General features: G+C 62.7%; 16 protein-coding genes. 6 read left to right on the top strand and 10 right to left on the bottom strand.

The window, feature by feature from the left end:
* Positions 1 to 125: 125 nt before the first annotated feature.
* From ACKAMS_RS03175 to ACKAMS_RS03165, 3 genes are all read right to left on the bottom strand, one after another.
* Positions 126 to 1,388, bottom strand: coding sequence for a response regulator transcription factor family protein (locus ACKAMS_RS03175; protein WP_019745685.1), 1,263 nt, complete (start codon positions 1,386 to 1,388; stop codon positions 126 to 128).
* 22 nt (positions 1,389 to 1,410) lie between these two features.
* On the bottom strand, positions 1,411 to 2,580 hold the full coding sequence (locus ACKAMS_RS03170; RefSeq protein WP_019745686.1) for a DUF4185 domain-containing protein: 1,170 nt from the start codon (positions 2,578 to 2,580) through the stop codon (positions 1,411 to 1,413).
* A 119-nt stretch (positions 2,581 to 2,699) separates the two neighbouring features.
* Positions 2,700 to 3,404 carry a type 1 glutamine amidotransferase gene (locus ACKAMS_RS03165; RefSeq protein WP_047889009.1) on the bottom strand — a complete coding sequence of 235 codons (705 nt, stop codon included), beginning with the start codon at positions 3,402 to 3,404 and terminating at the stop codon, positions 2,700 to 2,702.
* A 131-nt stretch (positions 3,405 to 3,535) separates the two neighbouring features.
* Between ACKAMS_RS03165 and ACKAMS_RS03160 the strand changes: the two genes are divergently transcribed.
* The 6 genes from ACKAMS_RS03160 (at position 3,536) to ACKAMS_RS03135 (ending at position 8,871) form a co-directional block, all read left to right on the top strand.
* On the top strand, positions 3,536 to 4,039 hold the full coding sequence (locus tag ACKAMS_RS03160; protein WP_020971073.1) for a PASTA domain-containing protein: 504 nt from the start codon (positions 3,536 to 3,538) through the stop codon (positions 4,037 to 4,039).
* 129 nt (positions 4,040 to 4,168) lie between these two features.
* A complete protein-coding gene (locus ACKAMS_RS03155; RefSeq protein WP_228117940.1) occupies positions 4,169 to 4,945 on the top strand; it encodes an aspartate/glutamate racemase family protein in 777 nt (258 codons plus the stop codon).
* A 36-nt stretch (positions 4,946 to 4,981) separates the two neighbouring features.
* On the top strand, positions 4,982 to 5,665 hold the full coding sequence (locus ACKAMS_RS03150) for a GntR family transcriptional regulator (protein ID WP_019745689.1): 684 nt from the start codon (positions 4,982 to 4,984) through the stop codon (positions 5,663 to 5,665).
* A gap of 62 nt (positions 5,666 to 5,727) precedes the next feature.
* Positions 5,728 to 6,105, top strand: a complete 378-nt coding sequence (locus ACKAMS_RS03145; RefSeq protein WP_054781105.1) for a helix-turn-helix transcriptional regulator — start codon at positions 5,728 to 5,730, stop codon at positions 6,103 to 6,105.
* Positions 6,102 to 6,698, top strand: coding sequence for an SRPBCC domain-containing protein (locus ACKAMS_RS03140; RefSeq protein WP_021345803.1), 597 nt, complete (start codon positions 6,102 to 6,104; stop codon positions 6,696 to 6,698). Before ACKAMS_RS03145 ends, ACKAMS_RS03140 begins: the two co-directional genes overlap by 4 nt.
* 133 nt (positions 6,699 to 6,831) lie before the next feature.
* The gene (locus tag ACKAMS_RS03135) at positions 6,832 to 8,871 is read left to right on the top strand and encodes a YhgE/Pip domain-containing protein (RefSeq protein ID WP_020971076.1); all 2,040 of its coding nucleotides are present in this window, start codon (positions 6,832 to 6,834) and stop codon (positions 8,869 to 8,871) included.
* A 38-nt stretch (positions 8,872 to 8,909) separates the two neighbouring features.
* Here ACKAMS_RS03135 and ACKAMS_RS03130 read toward each other — a convergent pair whose 3' ends face one another.
* The 7 genes from ACKAMS_RS03130 to fabG form a co-directional block, all read right to left on the bottom strand.
* Positions 8,910 to 10,109, bottom strand: coding sequence for a DUF4185 domain-containing protein (locus ACKAMS_RS03130; RefSeq protein WP_211918578.1), 1,200 nt, complete (start codon positions 10,107 to 10,109; stop codon positions 8,910 to 8,912).
* Between the two features lie 173 nt (positions 10,110 to 10,282).
* On the bottom strand, positions 10,283 to 11,068 hold the full coding sequence (locus ACKAMS_RS03125; protein ID WP_020909426.1) for a RhlG family 3-oxoacyl-ACP reductase: 786 nt from the start codon (positions 11,066 to 11,068) through the stop codon (positions 10,283 to 10,285).
* The gene (locus tag ACKAMS_RS03120; protein WP_021331760.1) at positions 11,065 to 12,264 is read right to left on the bottom strand and encodes an acetyl-CoA C-acyltransferase; all 1,200 of its coding nucleotides are present in this window, start codon (positions 12,262 to 12,264) and stop codon (positions 11,065 to 11,067) included. The genes ACKAMS_RS03125 and ACKAMS_RS03120 overlap by 4 nt, the downstream gene beginning before the upstream one ends.
* 80 nt (positions 12,265 to 12,344) lie before the next feature.
* Positions 12,345 to 13,328 (bottom strand): NADPH:quinone oxidoreductase family protein, encoded by a 984-nt coding sequence (locus ACKAMS_RS03115; protein ID WP_003943088.1) that lies wholly within the window; start codon positions 13,326 to 13,328, stop codon positions 12,345 to 12,347.
* Positions 13,329 to 13,359: 31 nt separating this feature from the next.
* Positions 13,360 to 14,457 (bottom strand): acyl-CoA dehydrogenase family protein, encoded by a 1,098-nt coding sequence (locus tag ACKAMS_RS03110; protein ID WP_020909428.1) that lies wholly within the window; start codon positions 14,455 to 14,457, stop codon positions 13,360 to 13,362.
* Positions 14,454 to 15,647: an acyl-CoA dehydrogenase family protein gene (locus tag ACKAMS_RS03105; RefSeq protein WP_133727240.1), complete on the bottom strand. Its 1,194-nt coding sequence runs from the start codon at positions 15,645 to 15,647 to the stop codon at positions 14,454 to 14,456. Before ACKAMS_RS03105 ends, ACKAMS_RS03110 begins: the two co-directional genes overlap by 4 nt.
* A gap of 34 nt (positions 15,648 to 15,681) precedes the next feature.
* Complete coding sequence (gene fabG, locus ACKAMS_RS03100) at positions 15,682 to 16,440, bottom strand: 3-oxoacyl-ACP reductase FabG (RefSeq protein ID WP_020909429.1); 759 nt, start codon at positions 16,438 to 16,440, stop codon at positions 15,682 to 15,684.
* Positions 16,441 to 16,461: the final 21 nt, after the last annotated feature.

Below are 16,461 nucleotides of genomic sequence, written 5' to 3'. Positions count from 1 at the left end.
ATTGAGGACGTGTCGTCACATGGCGCCGTGTTTTCACATTGCGATATGTGCACTCGTTGAAAGGTTAGCCCGAAGCAGGTGCCCGCAACCCTGGTCGAACTGACTGACCTACCTGGCCGAAAGGACTAGGGTGCAGGCTTCACGCCGGCCTCCGCGCCCGCGGCGGCCGCCGCACCCCGACTCTCGACGCCCAATTTCCGCAGGACCCCGGCAACATGAAACTTGACTGTGCTCTCGCTGACGCCGAGGCGCTCCGAGATCGCCTTGTTGCGCCGTCCGGCCACCAGATGCTCGAGTACCTCGAACTCCCGCGGAGCCAGTTCGGTGAGGACGTCGCGGTTCGGTAGGGCGACGGGGGCGTCGAGCGGGATGGTTGCGCTGATCCGGTTCCCCCACCCGGGCGTCGACTCGGATTCGACGGTTCCACCCAAAGTCTCTACCCTCGAACGTAATTGGCGTTCCACGTCAACCACGTCGGCTTCACCACCGCCGTCGTCGCGAATGTCGATCGAGAGTGAAGCCGCGTCGAGCGTCCAGGCCACCCGGATACGCGAGAGCATCTGCTGATCCGACAAGGCCAAGACCGCGCCGCGGACGACCGCGCGGGCGCCGTGCGCCACTTCACCTGGTAACCCACGCCCGTCGACGGGTGGCTCCACCAACTCCAACGCGATTTCCCGATGCTTGAGCAGCGAACGCAATTCCCCACGCATCCGCGCAAAAGCCGTGGTGGTCGACTCCTCGGCCAACTCGCGGTGCACGTCGACGGCTGAACGCAGGCCGATCAGGGCCGAAGCCGCAGTCTCCCTGGCCGAGGTTCGCGCACGTGTGTCGTCGAGATCCGCCGAGCGCAGCGTCGCCAGCATCGTCTCGAGGGTGGCCGCATGCACCTCCGTCATCTCTGCCACGGTGCGCGCACGCTCGGACGACGCTGCCCGCGACTCGGCGAGATATGCCGGGCTCGCGTTCCGGACCTGGAGCTGAATGCCGGTTGCAGTCACTGCGAACAGTGCCTGGATCAATTCGAGGGATGCTGTCTTCACCGGTACGGGGTGCGGCGTCAGAACGAGAAGCGTATCGGTTCGATCAAGCATCGCGAGCACCTCACGGTCCCGGCCGGCGACAGCGCATTTTCCCCGAAAGATCTGTCCGACAGTGAGATCCGTACGGATACGGTCGAGTTCAGCGATGGTCACACGATCGACGACGGCTGGATCCCCGGCGACCTTGCGCGGCCTACCGGTGCATTCACGGGTGAAGATCACCAGGGAAGTGTGCGGCGCCATGTCCGCGATCAACGTCGAAAATCGTCGGCCGATTTCGGGTAGTGGTCCCACCAACACGTCTCGAAGGGCGGTGATCAGTAGCGCATTGTCGGTGGTGCTCACCGTTCAACGATAACCATCCGGTTCACTGGTGCAGCGTGGTCTTCATGAGCATCACGTTGTAGTCGGACCAGGTGGTGGCGAGAAAGTAGAGGTCCTGCCCCTGTGACCAGGGGTGCATGTACGCGCCGTAGAGTCCCGGAACCTCGTCGGTGCCGATCACTACGTCGGGCGCACTCCACGGGCCGGTCAGGTCCGACGCCGTCCGCAGCACCAGCGCTCCCCACTCGTTGGAGTACATCGCGACGAACTTGCCGAGATAGTCGTTGTACTGCACCGACAGTTCGCTGACATCCCCGTCGAGAACTACTGCAGCGGCAGCGGGATTGTTGGGGACCCATGCTTTTCCGTCCCAGTATTCGTACGCCGCGACGTCCGCGATGGAGGCTTCCTTGACCCGCGAGAGGCGTCCCTCGCCGAAACGTCCCGCGGGGGTACCGAAGTTGTAGACGTAACCACCGTCTTTGACGAAGGAACCCATCTGGAAGTTGTCGTTACCCGTCAACGGCAGATTGGGCCGGGACGAGGCCGGTTCGACCTGCCAGGTCTCACCGTTGTCGTGCGAGGACGCGATCTGCGAGAAGTTGGTGACCCACTCGCCCGACCCTCCCCACGAGCGAATCGACATGTAATTGACGTATTGAACGCCACCCACCGAGATACCCGTCGTCGGAATGCTGCTGGTTTCGACGCCGGTGACTTTCAGACTTCCGATGATCTCGCGTGAGTGATTCGGCCGGTCGGTCGGTGAGGAGTCGATGTTCATGCCGTCGGACAGATTTCCGTCCGAGCTACGGAACAGGACGTTGCTGCGCCAGTCACCGACCACCCCGGAGCACAGGGGGTCAGATCCGATTCCGACGGTGTCACCGAAGGCTGTCAGGACCTGACCTGCGCCGTTGTCCCACATGATGCCGAGATCCGTGCCGAGAACGTTGAAACGCTCGACGGTTTGGTTGGGGCTGAGCGCGCCCGTGATGTACTCGACCGCCGAGGTGCGGCCCTGCAGTTCCGGAAGTTTCCCGTCCGTTCCGTTGAGCCAGGGAATCGGATTGGTCGGCCCACCTGATTGATCCAGGCTGCCGGTGACGTTGCAATCCCACGGGGATGCATGAGCCTGGGTCGCCCCCAAGACCGCGGTCGACGCGAGTACACACGTCACTGCAGCTGTCGATATCTTCCGTATCCGGCGCATCGCTCCCCTTTCGCGGGGGAGATCCGGACTCTACGAGGTGTCTTGCTCGACCGGATCGGTTCAACCACCCACGACAACACAAGGTAACAGGTAAATCGGTCAATCAGGACAAAACGGCCTTATTCAAGAGAGATCGATTTCAACCACTTCTCCATCACCGCTGCGGCAATCTCGAGCCCCTGAGACTCGGCAGCACCCAACTGCTGCATGAAGACGCGCGGACCGTCCGCTCCCAGCGAAGCATGCAGCGAGTCGCGGTACTCGGCCAGTTCCATCCATTCGCGCGCCACCTCGGAGGACGCTTCGAGGTGAAACTGAACGGCGTAACTCTGCTTGTATCGGAAGAGTTGATTCGGATACTTGGCAGAACCAGCGAGCCGCACCGCGCCGTTCGGAATGTCGAAGGTATCCGAATGCCATTGCATTGCAGGAAATGTGGAGGGCAGATCTCCCCACACGGGATCTTGCCGGCCCTCGACAGTCAAGGTGATCTCCTCAACTCCGACTTCGGGCACAGCGCCCGTGTAGACGCGAGCACCCAGCGCCGCGGCGAGCAACTGCGAACCCAGACACACTCCCCACACCGGGACATCGTTCTCGACTAGATCGCGAATGTATTCGATCTCGGATGCCAACCACTCGACCTCGCCCTGATCGCCGACGCCCATCGGCCCGCCCATCACGATCACGGCGTCGAACCGTCGATGGGCGGGAAGCGGGTCGGTACCCAGAAGAACGGTCTGCACATCTCCGTAGCTCTCCAGGACAGGCGAATACGCCGCTGGGGGTTCACACTGCGCGTGTCGTAGTTCCAGAAAATGCATGTAGGCAATTCCTCTCGAATCCGGTGCCGAAAGCCTATGGTTCTATTCGACATAAGGCACATCGACGGCGTCGGATGTGCTCTGCGCTCGAATCTCCCCTTTCATCGCCCCTTTACCGACAAGGAACGTCTGTGCGCGCATCACACCTCTTTTCGACATCGATTCGCCCGTCCTCAACTGCCGTTCGCATCGCACTCAGCGCATTCGCCTTGGCGTCTCTTGCCGCATGCTCAGGGACAAGCACCGACAGCGAGGCCGAATCAACATCCACCGCGACCACCACTGCAACCTCGACAACTCAACCCACGACGACTCAGGCTCCATTGACCACCTCGGTGGCCGGTACGACGAATACTCCACTGGCCACCACCCCAGTCACCGCAGAAGTGACGCCCGCTGCAACTCCTGCGATCATGCCCAACGTCGTGTGCATGAATCTTCAAGACGCGCAGGACACCATTCAGTCGGCCGGAGTCTTCTTCTCCAGAAGTGCTGACGCGACTGGCGCGGGTCGGCGCCAACTGGTCGATTCCAACTGGATTGTTGTCGATCAGACACCTTCTGCCGGAAGCCCTTTCGGTGAAATCGAAGCCGTGCTCTCAGCCGTCAAGATCGGCGAACCCAACCCCTGCTGATCGAGCGAGGTCTCGAACTTCGCAATTCCGGGAACGCCGCACCCTACTTGACAACTACCTTCAACCTCCTTCACTGTAGTCAACATTACGAGTATCCAATATATTGGATGCGAAAGGTTGGATTGCAACATGAAGGTGCAACGAATACGGCAGAGCGCCAACTCTCCGGCGGGCATGAGCGAACCCGTCATCGGAATACTCGGAGGCATGGGGCCGGCCGCTACTGCGGACTTCTACTCCAAACTCGTTGCCCTGACGCCAGGTTCGACGGATCAGGAGCACCCAAAAGTTGTCATCTGGGCCGATCCCACGGTTCCCGACCGGACATTGGCACTCACCGAGGACGGCCCGGACCCCACCCCCTGGCTGATCCGAGGCGCGCGCGTCCTCCGAAAGTCGGGCGCAACGACGCTCGCCATCCCATGCAATACCGCCCACGCCTTCCTGCCCGCCATCTCATCCCAACTGGGACTTCCTGTCGTCCACATGATCGACGAAGTTGCTCGGCACATCCGGACGCTCTCACCCGCCGTCACATCCGTCGGACTGTTGGCCACCACGGGGACGGTCCGCACCGGGTTGTATCAACAATGGCTGTCGGAATACTCGATTGACGTCCTGGTGCCAGGACCTGCGATCCAGGACGAACTGGTGATGCCGGCGATCCGAGCAATCAAGAGTGGCAACGTCGGAGACGAGACCACCGACAAACTCGTCAGGGCCGCTGATCTTCTCGTCGAATCGGGCGCGCAGGTCGTCGTGGCCGGATGCACCGAGATTCCGCTCGGACTGCCCGCCGACGCCACAACCTGTCAGATCATCGATCCGGCAACAATTCTCGCCCGCGCGCTGCTCCTACGCGTTGCGGATGCCCGGAAACACGCGTCGTTGGCCGACCTGGGCTGACCTGCGACAAGCAACGTGCAGAGTACGATATCCAGTATGTTGCGTGGCGGTAAACCGGTTGAGCGAGCACGAATGAGCGACATCGCTCTCGAACGCATTCGCGAAGCGATCGTCACCGGTGAACTGGCGCCGGGCTCGAAGATCAAGGACAGCGAACTCGCCGAGTATCTGGGATTGAGCAGAACTCCGGTCCGCGAAGCGCTCGCAAGGCTGGTCGACACCGGACTCGTGGAAGCGAAGCCCGGTGCGTACACGCGCATCACCACCCTCGACCGCGGCGACGTCGAGGCAACACTCGCAGTCATCGAAGCTCTCGACCAACTGGCCGTCGTCACCGCTGTACCGAACCTCACCGACGAGATGATCGGGGCGATGCGCTCAGCCAACAAAGACTTCGCCGCTGCCGTCAAGCGAAACGACATAGGCCGAGCGCTGACCGCGGACGATCGCCTACACAGCGTCATCATCGACGCTGCAGCAAATCCGCTGTTGAAGAAGCTGATTCACCAGGTTCACCCACAAATTCACCGCATCTACTACCGCAAGTTCTCGAGCCTTCTCGGCAGCCAGGACTCCGTCGACCATCACAACAAGCTGATCGAGCTGTGCGCCGACCACGATGCCGAGGCGGCAGCAACACTGTCGGCCGAACATCGACGCCATCTCGGCGGGCTGATCGGTGAACTCTTCGACGCCGACGAGTTCGCGCTCTCGGACTGACCGACGCCCGAATACAAGTTTCGGCACTTGCCTATATTGGCCATTGCCGATATAAATGACTGGTGCATGCGTTCGACGTTCTCGGAGACCCAGTTCGGCGAAGAATCATGGAACTCCTGTCCAGCGGCGAGCGCTCGGCGGGTCAGATCGCCGAAGTCGTGGCAGCGGAGTTCGGAATCTCGCAACCGACCGCGTCCGGGCACCTGCGAGTGCTCCGAGAAAACGGATTCGCCACCGTCCGCAGCGAAGGCACCAGGCGTCTCTATGCCGTCGAGCCCGCGCCATTGCAAGAAGTGGACCAATGGCTCGACGGATTCCGGCAGTTCTGGAGCGGTCCTCTCGACGCATTGGCCACAGAACTCGCACGCGGGAAACGACGCGGCTCGAAGCGGAGCAGATCTTCACAATCGAATTCTTCCGACGAAGGAGACTCACAATGACCGAGATCGCGAACCAGGACACCAGCCTCACCGCGGTAGAGCGGAGCATGGGCAACCGCGACATCGCGGAAGGTGCGGCTCGAACTGCCGTACTCAAGCGCCGCTACAACGCGTCGGTCGACGACGTCTGGGACGCCATCACGACCCCTGACCGCATCAACCGTTTCTTCCTTCCGGTGAGCGGAGACTTCCAGGTGGGCGGCTCGTACGCCTTCGAAGGCCAGGCAAGTGGCGAGATCCTGGCCTGCGACGCCCCACGCCTGCTGCGACTGCAGTGGACACCGCCCGGCGATCGCGGATACAGCGATCAGGTCGAGATCAGGCTGACTGCAGACGGCCCCGACGCCACCTGGCTCGAGTTGGAGCACGCCTCCGTCGCCGATGTCTTCCGCAACGACCCGGACACCGGCTGCTACGGCGTCGGAACCGGCTGGGAAGGCCCACTTCACTACCTGGGCGAATACTTGCGCGGCACTCTCCCTGATGCGCCGAGCACCGAGTGGTACACCTTCGACGAAGCAGAGGAGCTTCGTCTGGCCAACTTCCGCGGGTGGGAGTGGGCAAAGATCGAGGCAGAGCACGGCGGCCGATAACGCCCAATTCTTCGAAAACGGTCACAGGATGGCCGTTTGCTTTGTATCGTGACCGAGCTGGACGTATGTCCAGCAGTTTTGGTGGCTTCCTTTCGTGCCACAACTGCTTCGGTCCACGAGAAGAGAGCTCCACATGGCGCCACAACCCGTAGTCGACAACGCGGCCACGACGCGACGCACGCACATCATCCGGACAGTTCTCGCTGTCCTCGTCATCGCACCGCTGTCGATTGCGGCGTTCTACATGTGGGCACTGTGGGATCCGGGCGACACGGTCAACCGCTTGCCCGTCGCCATCGTCAACGCCGATGCCGGCACAGAACTCGACGGAACACGTCTGCAAGCCGGCGATGAAGTTGTTGCCGCGCTCGTCGAGAGCGGAGACGTTGCATGGAAGGTCGTCTCGGAACAGGAAGCCGCCGACGGCGTCAACGACGGCACCTACTACTTCTCGGTCGTCATTCCCAAGACTTTCAGCGCAGACGTGGCCAGTGCCGCATCGGGTTCGGGCCGCAAGGCCGAACTCGACGTCTTGTACAACGATTACAACAGTCTGGTCGCCGGCCCGGTCGGTGAAAGCATCATCGCTCAGGTGCGCTCGGCGGTCTCCGAGTCGATCGGCGAGCAGTCCATCGACCAGGTGCTGGTCGGGTTGGGTGAACTCGGAACAGGATTCGGTGAAGCAGCCGCTGGCGCGCAACAACTCTCCGACGGATCCTCCGAGGCACTCGCCGGAACCAACGAGCTCTACGCCGGAAGCAAGGAACTCGCCACCGGCATGGGTGAAGCGAATCAAGGCGGCAAGGAGCTGGCCGCCGGAGCCGGCGAGCTGGCTGCTGGAGCGAACGAAGCTGCTGCAGGCTCGGGCGAGCTGAGCAGCGGACTCAACCAGTTGGTCGGGGGAACCGACGAACTCGGCGCAGGCGCCCGTCAGATCAGCGAAGTGGTCGACATGGTCACCACCCCGGTACTCGACCTCGCGGGGTCCTCGGACGCCGTCGTCGGTCAGATCGACGCCCTCACGTCGATGCTTCGAAACTCGGCTGATCCGGTCTCCGCCGGACTCGTCGAAGCACTCGGCGGACTGCGAGCCTCCCTGACTGCACAACCGTCGGACGACGACGTGATCGGTCAGCTCGGTCAGCTTCGCGACGGTGCGCGGGAGATCTCGCGCCAACTCACTGATCCGAGCAGCGACTACCGTGGCGGGCTTCTTGCCGCGGCGGCCGGTGCAGGTGAACTCAACACCGGCCTGGGCCAACTGTCCGACGGCGCAGGCCAACTCGCTACCGGCGCACAGGAACTCTCCACCGGCCTCGGGCAGTTGGACACCGGAAGTATTGCGCTCCGTGACGGTCTCGGGCAGCTATCGGCCGGCGTCGGCGAGCTCGACGCGGGCAGCGCAGAACTCGCCACCGGTTTGTCCGACGGCGCCGCCCAGGTGCCGCAGTTCTCGGACGACGAACGCGCCACCACAGCCAATCTGCTCTCGTCCCCGGTTGCCGTCGACGCGCGGAACAACTATCCCGCAGCCGGTTTCGGACCGGGAGCCGTCCCTGCCGTAATCTCGGTGGCACTGTTCCTGTGCGGAATTCTCACGTGGTTCGTCGTCCGTCCACGACGCGGACGTTCACTGAACTCGCACACCAGCGTGGTGCGTGAGGGGCTGCGCCGCTACCGCATTCCCGCCCTGGTCACCTTGGTCGCGGCGCTCGTGTTGTCGGTGGTGTCACTGACCGTGGCAAACGTCGAACCACCTAGTGTTCTGGCGATGATCGCAGTGATGATCCTGGTGGGTGCCGCCGCGGTCAGCTCGGGCAGGCTCTTCACCGTTGTGTTCGGAGCCGTCAACGGAACCTTCATCGCTTTGGGCGCCTTGATGATTCAGATCTTCGCCTTCGGCGCGGTGTACCCCATCGAACAGATGCCGACGGTTCTGCAGTGGCTGCACGCTCTGATGCCACTCACGTGGGCGCGCAACGCCATGCGTATGGTCCTAGTCGGATACTACGGGCCGAAATTCTGGGTGGCGGTAATCGCTCTGGCTGCCTTGGTGATCGGAGCCGTCCTGTTCACCATCTGGTGGCGCCGCCGACAAGAACCGCCGACCGACGCCGATGACGACGCGCCGATCACCGAGGAGATCGTGTACCTCCAACCAACGCAAATGTAACTCGGCGCAAACCTGAGTCAGCGCAAACGTGAGTCGGATCAGCGAACGAGCGTCGTACGCATCAACATGACGTTGTAGTCGGCCCACGTGGTGGCAAGGAAGTACAGATCCGAACCACTGGACCACGGGTGGATGTATGCAGCGTAGATACCGGGAACCTCGACCAGATTGACCAATGTTTCCGGTGCCGTCCACGGACCGACCGGACTGGGAGCGGTTCGCATCACGATCGAACTGAACGCGTCGGCGTACATCGCCACGAACTTGCCGAGGAACTCGTTGTACTGAACGGAGATCTCCCCGATGCGGCCGTCCATGACGGGTACGGCCGCAGCGGGATCAGCTCGGATCCAGCCGTTTCCGTTCCAGTACTCGTAGGCGGAAAGATCGAGGATCGCCCCCTCGGGCACGCGAGAAAGTCGAACCTCGCCGGATCGTCCCGCGGGGGTTCCGTAGTTGTAGACGAACCCGCCGTCCTTCACCATCGAGCTCATCTGAAAGTTCTCGCTACCGGCGACGGGGGCGACACCCGCGGGAAGAACCCCACCGATGTTGGGGCGCAGCGTCTCCGGACGCATGGTCCACGTCTCGCCGTTGTCCGAGGAGGTGGCAATCTGTGAGTAGTTTGTACTCCACTGCCCGGCCTCGCCCCAGTTGCGCACCGACATGTAGCTCAGATACTGCACACCGTTCACTGCTATGCCGCTCGTGGGGATGCTGGAAGCCTCGACGCCCGGAATCTTCAGACCGGAGATGATCTCACGCGCCTGACCGGTACCGTCCTTCGGCGCGCTGTCGATGCGCATCCCGTCGGCGAGTACCCGATCCGAGCTGCGGAAGAGCACATTACTTCGCCACTCGCCCACCAAACCGTCGCAGGTGGGGTCACGACTGAGCCCGGTGGTATCGCCGAAAGCGGTCAGAATCTGCCCCGCACCGTTGTCCCACATGATGCCCAGGTCGGTTCCCAGGACATTGAAGCGATCAACCGTCTTGTTGGGACTGTATGTGCCGGTGATCTTTTCGATCGCGGTAGTACGACCGGACAGACCTGGCAACCCTCCGGTGTTGCCGTTGAGCCACGGCGCCGCATTGGCCGGACCTCCACTACTACCGACGCCACTGACTCCGACGCATCCCGGCGCAGCCATCGCCGGCGAAGCCACCGCCGTGACGGCAGCAGCTGCCAGAGCAGCAACTACCCCGAACACCCCCAACGATCTCCCCGCGCGAAACATGACTCCCCCATGGCCGGGATTGTTGGTGTTGTCGTCGTCGTTCCCCCCGAACCTCGGACAATCTAGCAACTGCAGTCACAGATAACCCAATCAGACAAAGACGCGAAAAGGCCTGAAAGTCATAGTAGTTCAGACTTTCAGGCCTTTTCGGACAGAGAAGATCAGTCAGTAGGTCAGCGCGCTCCGCTCGCACCGCCGTCGAGTGGAATCACCGCGCCGGTCAGATAAGCCCCGGCACGTGAAGCCAGGAAAATGGCAAGACCTGCAGCATCCTGGGGAGTTCCGACCCTGCCCAACGGGACCGAGTCCGCCACAGCCTTTGCACTTTGCTCGTCCTCGAGGAGGAATGCCATCATCTTCGACGGGAACGGGCCCGGCGCAATGGCATTGACCGTGATCTGTTCCCCCGCAAGCGTTGCCGCGAGCTTGCGCGTCAACATGTGCACCGCAGCCTTACTGGCTCCGTACGAGAAGTTCTCCGAACCCGACACCACGAGTCCGTCGATCGATCCGATATTGATCACGCGCGCGGGATCTTCCGCAGTGGCTGCAGAACGCAACTGCGGCAACAGCTTCTGCGTCAAGAGGAAGATTGCCTTGACATTGATGTCGAAAATCTTGTCGAAGCCGGCGGCCGGAAAATCGTCGACGGGAGCTCCCCACGTGGCACCGGCGTTGTTGACCAGTACGTCGAGCGTCGGCGAAATCTCGGCGACCTTCGCAGCGAGGCTCTCGATCCCCTCGTCCGTGGACAGATCGGCCGGATGCGAAATGCAGGTGCCGAACTCCGAAAGCTCTCGCGCGGCTTCGTCACAGGCTTCGGCTTTTCGGGCCGAAATGACGACCGTCGCTCCGCCTTCGACAAATCCGCGAGCGATCATGTATCCGATGCCGCGTGATCCACCGGTGACCACAACGGTCTTGCCACTGACGTCGAACAGTCCCTCGATCAAGCTCATGCGACCTCGAAAAGCCCGGCAGCACCCATGCCGCCGCCGATGCACATGGTCACCACCACGAGCTTGGCTCCGCGCCGTTTTCCTTCCAGAAGAGCATGGCCGACCAGACGAGCACCCGTCATTCCGTACGGATGGCCGACGGAGATACCGCCGCCGTCGACGTTGTACTTCTCGGGATCGATCCCGAGCTTGTCGCGGCAGTACAGGGCCTGAGAGGCGAAGGCCTCGTTGAGTTCCCAGAGATCGATGTCGTCGACCTTCAGTCCGTGAAGATCCAGCAGACGCGGAATCGCGAACACCGGTCCGATGCCCATCTCGTCGGGAGCACAACCCGCGACAGCCATCCCACGGTAGATACCGAGAGGAGCCAACCCGCGGCGTTCCGCCTCGCCTGCCTCCATCAGCACCGAAGCGGAGGCACCGTCCGAGAGCTGAGACGAGTTGCCCGCAGTGATGGAGGAATGCGCACTGACAGTCCCGTCGGCCAGAACCGGTCGCAGACTCGACAACCCTTCCAACGTGGTGGAAGCGCGGTTGCCTTCGTCCAGGGTCAGCGTCACGGACTCGCTGCGGATCTCACCCGTCCCCTTGTCCTGCACCTGCTTGATCGAGGGCAGCGGGACGATCTCGAGATCGAACCGACCTGCGTTCTGAGCTGCTGCGGTCCGCTGCTGCGAGACGAGCGCGAACTCGTCCTGCTGCTCGCGGGTCACTCCGTAGCGCTCGGCGACGATCTCGGCCGTGTGCAGCATCGGCATGTAGATCGACGGCTTGTTTTCCTTCAGCCACGGATCAGCCGCGCGGAAGTTGTTCATGTGATCGTTCTGGACCAACGAGATCGATTCGACTCCGCCGCCGACCGCGATCTGCATTCCGTCGTCCACGATCTGCTTTGCTGCGGTCGCGATGGCCATGAGCCCGGACGAGCACTGACGATCGATCGTCATTCCGGAAACCGAGTCCGGAAGCCCGGCCCGCAGCACCGCTTGCCGTGCGACGTTGCCGCCGGAAGATCCCTGCTGCAGCGCAGCGCCGAGGACGACGTCCTCGACCTCGCCGCCCTCGAGGCCCGCGCGCTGAACTGCATTCGAAATGGCATGTGCAGCAAGCTCTTGAGCCTGAGTGTTGTTGAACGCGCCGCGGTACGCCTTACCGATCGGGGTACGGGCGGTGGAAACGATGACAGCTTGCCTCATCGGGGAAACCTTTCGTCGAACACGAAGTGCTGTGCGCCTTTATTAACCGCCGGGGGTTAATAAAGGCGCACAGCAAAGAATCAGGGCTGGAACACGACGCGACCGACAGTGGTGCCGTCGCCGAGGCGACCGATACCGTCGGCAACGTCCGTCAACGACAGCCGCTCACTGATCAGTGGTTTGACCAAGCCGGCATCGGCGAGCCTGGTGAGCTCGACGTGGCAGTCGTCGATGGCCTGCTGGTTGTAGGCCTTGTACAGCCCCCAGTGCAGTCCGATGATCGAATAGTTCTTGATGAGAGCGTGATTGAGGGCCGGCTGCGGGATCGTGCCACCGGCGAAGCCGATGATGACGATCCGTCCCTCGAAGGCGATGCACTTGGTGGACTTCGCGTAGGCGTCGCCGCCGACCGGATCGAAGACCACGTCGGCGCCCTTGCCGCCGGTGAACTCCTTGACCGCTGCCACGAAGTCCTCACTGTGACGGTCTACGACGAGGTCTGCGCCGAGCTTGCGCGCGTACTCGGCCTTGTCCGGGCCGCCGACGACACCGATGACCTTGGCGCCTGCCGCCTTGCCGAGTTGCACTGCCGCACTACCGACACCACCCGCAGCAGCGTGGACCAACAACGTCTCACCCTCGAGCAGTTGGGTGCGGCGATGCAGAGCGAACCACGCTGTCTGATAGCCGATGCTCAGAGCGGATGCTTCCGCGTCGTCGAGAGCCGACGGCGCCGGGAACGTGTTGTTCTGATCCAGTACCGAGTACTCGGCGAATCCGCCGGACGGCAGACTCGGATTACCGATCACCCGGTCCCCCACTGCGAACTTGGTCACCGATTCACCGACCGAGACCACTTCACCACACAGTTCGACACCGGGTGTGAAGGGCAGCGGCGGCTTGATCTGGTACTCACCCCGGCACATGAGGACGTCGGGGAAGTTGGCCGGAGCCGCCAGCACCTTGACCAACATCTCCGTCGCATTCGGGGTGGGATCCGCGGTCTCCTCCAACGCGAGCACATCGCGGGGTTGACCGAGTTCGTTGACGCGCCAAGCCTTCACAGCAATTCTCCAGACAGATAGTGGGTGAGTTTCAGGACGAGATCGGGAGGTCGACCAACTCGGCGAGGCGTGCCCGATGCTGATACGCGGTTCCCAGCGACAGCTGATCGCTCTTCGCCCGTTTGAGGTACAGGTGCGCCGGATACTCCCACGTCATTCCGATACCACCATGAAGTTGGACGCATTCCTCCGCAGCATGAACCGCGACGCCGCTGCAGAATGCCTGGGCCACCGTCGCTGCGATCGCCGCATCGGCGTCGCCGCGTGCATAGGTGTCCGCCGCATAGCGTGCTGCCGCGCCCGAAGAGCTGACTTCGAGCCAGAGATCGGCGAGGCGGTGCTTGATCGCCTGGTACGAACCGATCGCCCGGCCGAACTGCTTGCGCTCCTTCACATACGCGAGAGTCGTTTCGAGGCACCACTGAGCTACAGCGAACTGTTCGGACGCCAGAAGTGCGCTTCCGCAGAGCAACGCTTCCTCAACCGCTTGCGCCGCATTGCCGCTGTCGACACGGACCGACGACGAACCCGAGAACTCGACGTCCGCCAATCGGCGCGTCATGTCCAGGGACAGAACCGGCGTGACGGTAGCGTCGGCGATCCGAACGGTGTGCAGCTCCAGGCCGCTCTCACCGGCAACCGGAACAACAAGAACATCGGACTCGGCGACGCCGGCAACCGTCGTGACGCTGCCGACGAGTCCACTCGCCGTTACCTTGACAGTAGGTGTGAAAGTTCCTGGTGCAGTGGACAACGGGACGACCAGAGCAGCCGTCGAATCCCCCGCTGCCAATTGACCGAGCACCTCGGTCTCGCCGGCCTTCAGCAACGCCGTCGTCGCCAGCACCGCGCTGGAGAAGAACGGAACGGGAGCGACCGCACGTCCGATCTCCTCCATCACGACCGCCGCCTCACGCGTCGACGCACCTGCACCGCCCAGTTCCTCGGGTACCAGCAGTCCCGCCAAACCGAGTTCCGACGCCAGCGACTTCCACAGCCCGGTGAAGTCGGCGGACACGTCGTCGTACGCCGTGACCACGGTGTCGGCGCCGGCCCGCTCGCTCAGCAGTCGTCTGACGCTGGCTCGCAGATCTTGTTCGGTCTCGGAGTACAGCAGATCGGCGCTCATCGGGGTAGGTCCTTCCAGGCGATGTCCTTGTCGACGCGATGCTCGGGCGGCAACCCGAGTACACGTTCTGCGATGACGTTGCGCAGGATCTCCGACGTTCCGCCCTCGATCGAATTGCCCTTGGCTCGCAGGTACCGGTATCCGGGTTCACGCCCGGTGAAGTCGACGGAATCCGGTCGACGCAGCGTCCAGTCGTCGTAGCGCAGACCGGCTTCGCCGTGCAGCTCGAGGTCGAAACCCGAAATCTGCTGAGCCAAACCGGCAAACGCGAGCTTCATTCCCGAGCCTTCGGGGCCAGGCTGGCCGGCGGCGAGCTGCTGGCGCAGTCGCTCACCGGTCAGACGCGCAACTTCGGATTCGGTCCAGAGCCGCATCAACTCGTCGTGCATCGCCGGATTACGCAGCTCGGGCTCGTCACGCCAGGCCTGAGCGACCTTTCCGATCATGCCTCCCTCACGCGGTGCGCCCGAACCGATGGCAACACGCTCGTTGTTCAGGGTGGTGGTCGCAACCTTCCACCCCTGGCCTTCGGCTCCGAGGCGATTGGCGTCCGGAATCCTGACGTCCGTGAGGAATACCTCGTTGAATTCGGCCTCGCCGGTGATCTGACGCAGCGGCCGGACATCGACGCCCGGGTCGGTCATGTCGCAGATGAAGTAGCTCAGACCCGCATGCTTGGAACGTGACGGATCGGTCCTGGCCACGAGAATCGCCAGCTGCGCATTCTGCGCGCCCGACGTCCATACCTTCTGCCCGTTGACTATCCAGTCGTCGCCGTCGCGGACGGCGCGGGTAGCGACGGCCGCGAGGTCCGACCCTGCGCCCGGTTCACTGAACAGCTGGCAGTAGACCGTCTCCGCAGTCCACAACGGGCGCAGGAACTTCTGCTTCTGCTCCTCGGTACCGAAGGCGGCGATGGTCGGTGCCGCCATGCCGAGTCCGATGCCGTTCTTGCCGGTGGCCGGGCCGGGTGCGCCGGCGGCCTCCAGCTGAGCGTTCACCTGACGCTGAAAGCTCTGCGGTACACCGAGTCCCCCATGACCTTCGGGGAAATGAACCCACGCCAGTCCGGCGTCGAATCGTGCGCCGAGGAAATCCGACACCGACACACGGTTCGGATCGTTCTCCGCGAGAAGCGTGTTCACCTTTTCGGTGAGATCACGCGATACTGCCTCTTCGTCGAAAGCCATGCCCATTCCTTCGGTTCGAGCGGTGAGCGGACGGTCAGTCCTTGGGTCCACCGGCGACGTAGACGACCTGACCGGAAACGAAGCCCGCGCCTTCACTGACGAAGAACGACGCGGTGTGCGCGATGTCCTCGGGCTGACCGACGCGGTTGACCGGAATCTGCGAAGCGGCAGCGGTCTTGAAGTCCTCGAAGCCGACTCCCATGCGCTCTGCCGTTGCGGCGGTCATCTCGGTTTCGATGAATCCGGGGGCAATGGCGTTGGCGGTGACGCCGAACTTGCCCAATTCGAAGGCCAATGTCTTGGTGAATCCCTGCATGCCGGCCTTGGCTGCGGAGTAGTTGACCTGTCCGCGGTTGCCGAGAGCCGACGTGCTCGAGAGGTTCACGATGCGGCCGAACTTCGCTTCCACCATGTACTTCTGCACCGCACGCGACATGAGGAACGCTCCGCGCAGATGGACGTTCATCACCGAATCCCACTCGGCGACGCTCATCTTGAACAGAAGGTTGTCGCGAGTGATGCCGGCATTGTTGATCAGCACGGTAGGTGCACCGAGTTCTGCGGCCACACGATCCACCGCTGCAGCAACCGAAGCCTCGTCGGAGACGTCAGCGCCCACGGCCAGTGCTTGGCCGCCTGCGGCCTTGATCGCGTCGACGGTTCCGGCACACGCTGCTTCGTCGAGATCCAGCACGGCAACGGCAAAGCCGTCTTCCGACAGTCGCTTGGCCACTGCCGCACCGATTCCGCGTGCTGCACCCGTGACAATTGCGGTTCTACGTTCCTGGCTCACTGGCCCTCCATAATTTCGTGA

Source organism: Rhodococcus sp. 5A-K4, assembly GCF_046097995.1.
Taxonomy (GTDB): domain Bacteria; phylum Actinomycetota; class Actinomycetes; order Mycobacteriales; family Mycobacteriaceae; genus Rhodococcus_F; species Rhodococcus_F erythropolis.
This window is presented reverse-complemented; position numbering and strand designations above follow the sequence as displayed.

Coding starts and splice junctions, on each gene's coding strand:
- ACKAMS_RS03170 (WP_019745686.1), bottom strand. CDS start 2,580: ATGCGCCGGATACGGAAGATATCGACAGCTGCAGTGACGTGTGTACTC.
- ACKAMS_RS03165 (WP_047889009.1), bottom strand. CDS start 3,404: ATGCATTTTCTGGAACTACGACACGCGCAGTGTGAACCCCCAGCGGCG.
- ACKAMS_RS03155 (WP_228117940.1), top strand. CDS start 4,169: ATGAAGGTGCAACGAATACGGCAGAGCGCCAACTCTCCGGCGGGCATG.
- ACKAMS_RS03150 (WP_019745689.1), top strand. CDS start 4,982: ATGTTGCGTGGCGGTAAACCGGTTGAGCGAGCACGAATGAGCGACATC.
- ACKAMS_RS03140 (WP_021345803.1), top strand. CDS start 6,102: ATGACCGAGATCGCGAACCAGGACACCAGCCTCACCGCGGTAGAGCGG.
- ACKAMS_RS03135 (WP_020971076.1), top strand. CDS start 6,832: ATGGCGCCACAACCCGTAGTCGACAACGCGGCCACGACGCGACGCACG.
- ACKAMS_RS03130 (WP_211918578.1), bottom strand. CDS start 10,109: ATGTTTCGCGCGGGGAGATCGTTGGGGGTGTTCGGGGTAGTTGCTGCT.
- ACKAMS_RS03125 (WP_020909426.1), bottom strand. CDS start 11,068: ATGAGCTTGATCGAGGGACTGTTCGACGTCAGTGGCAAGACCGTTGTG.
- ACKAMS_RS03120 (WP_021331760.1), bottom strand. CDS start 12,264: ATGAGGCAAGCTGTCATCGTTTCCACCGCCCGTACCCCGATCGGTAAG.
- ACKAMS_RS03110 (WP_020909428.1), bottom strand. CDS start 14,457: ATGAGCGCCGATCTGCTGTACTCCGAGACCGAACAAGATCTGCGAGCC.
- ACKAMS_RS03105 (WP_133727240.1), bottom strand. CDS start 15,647: ATGGCTTTCGACGAAGAGGCAGTATCGCGTGATCTCACCGAAAAGGTG.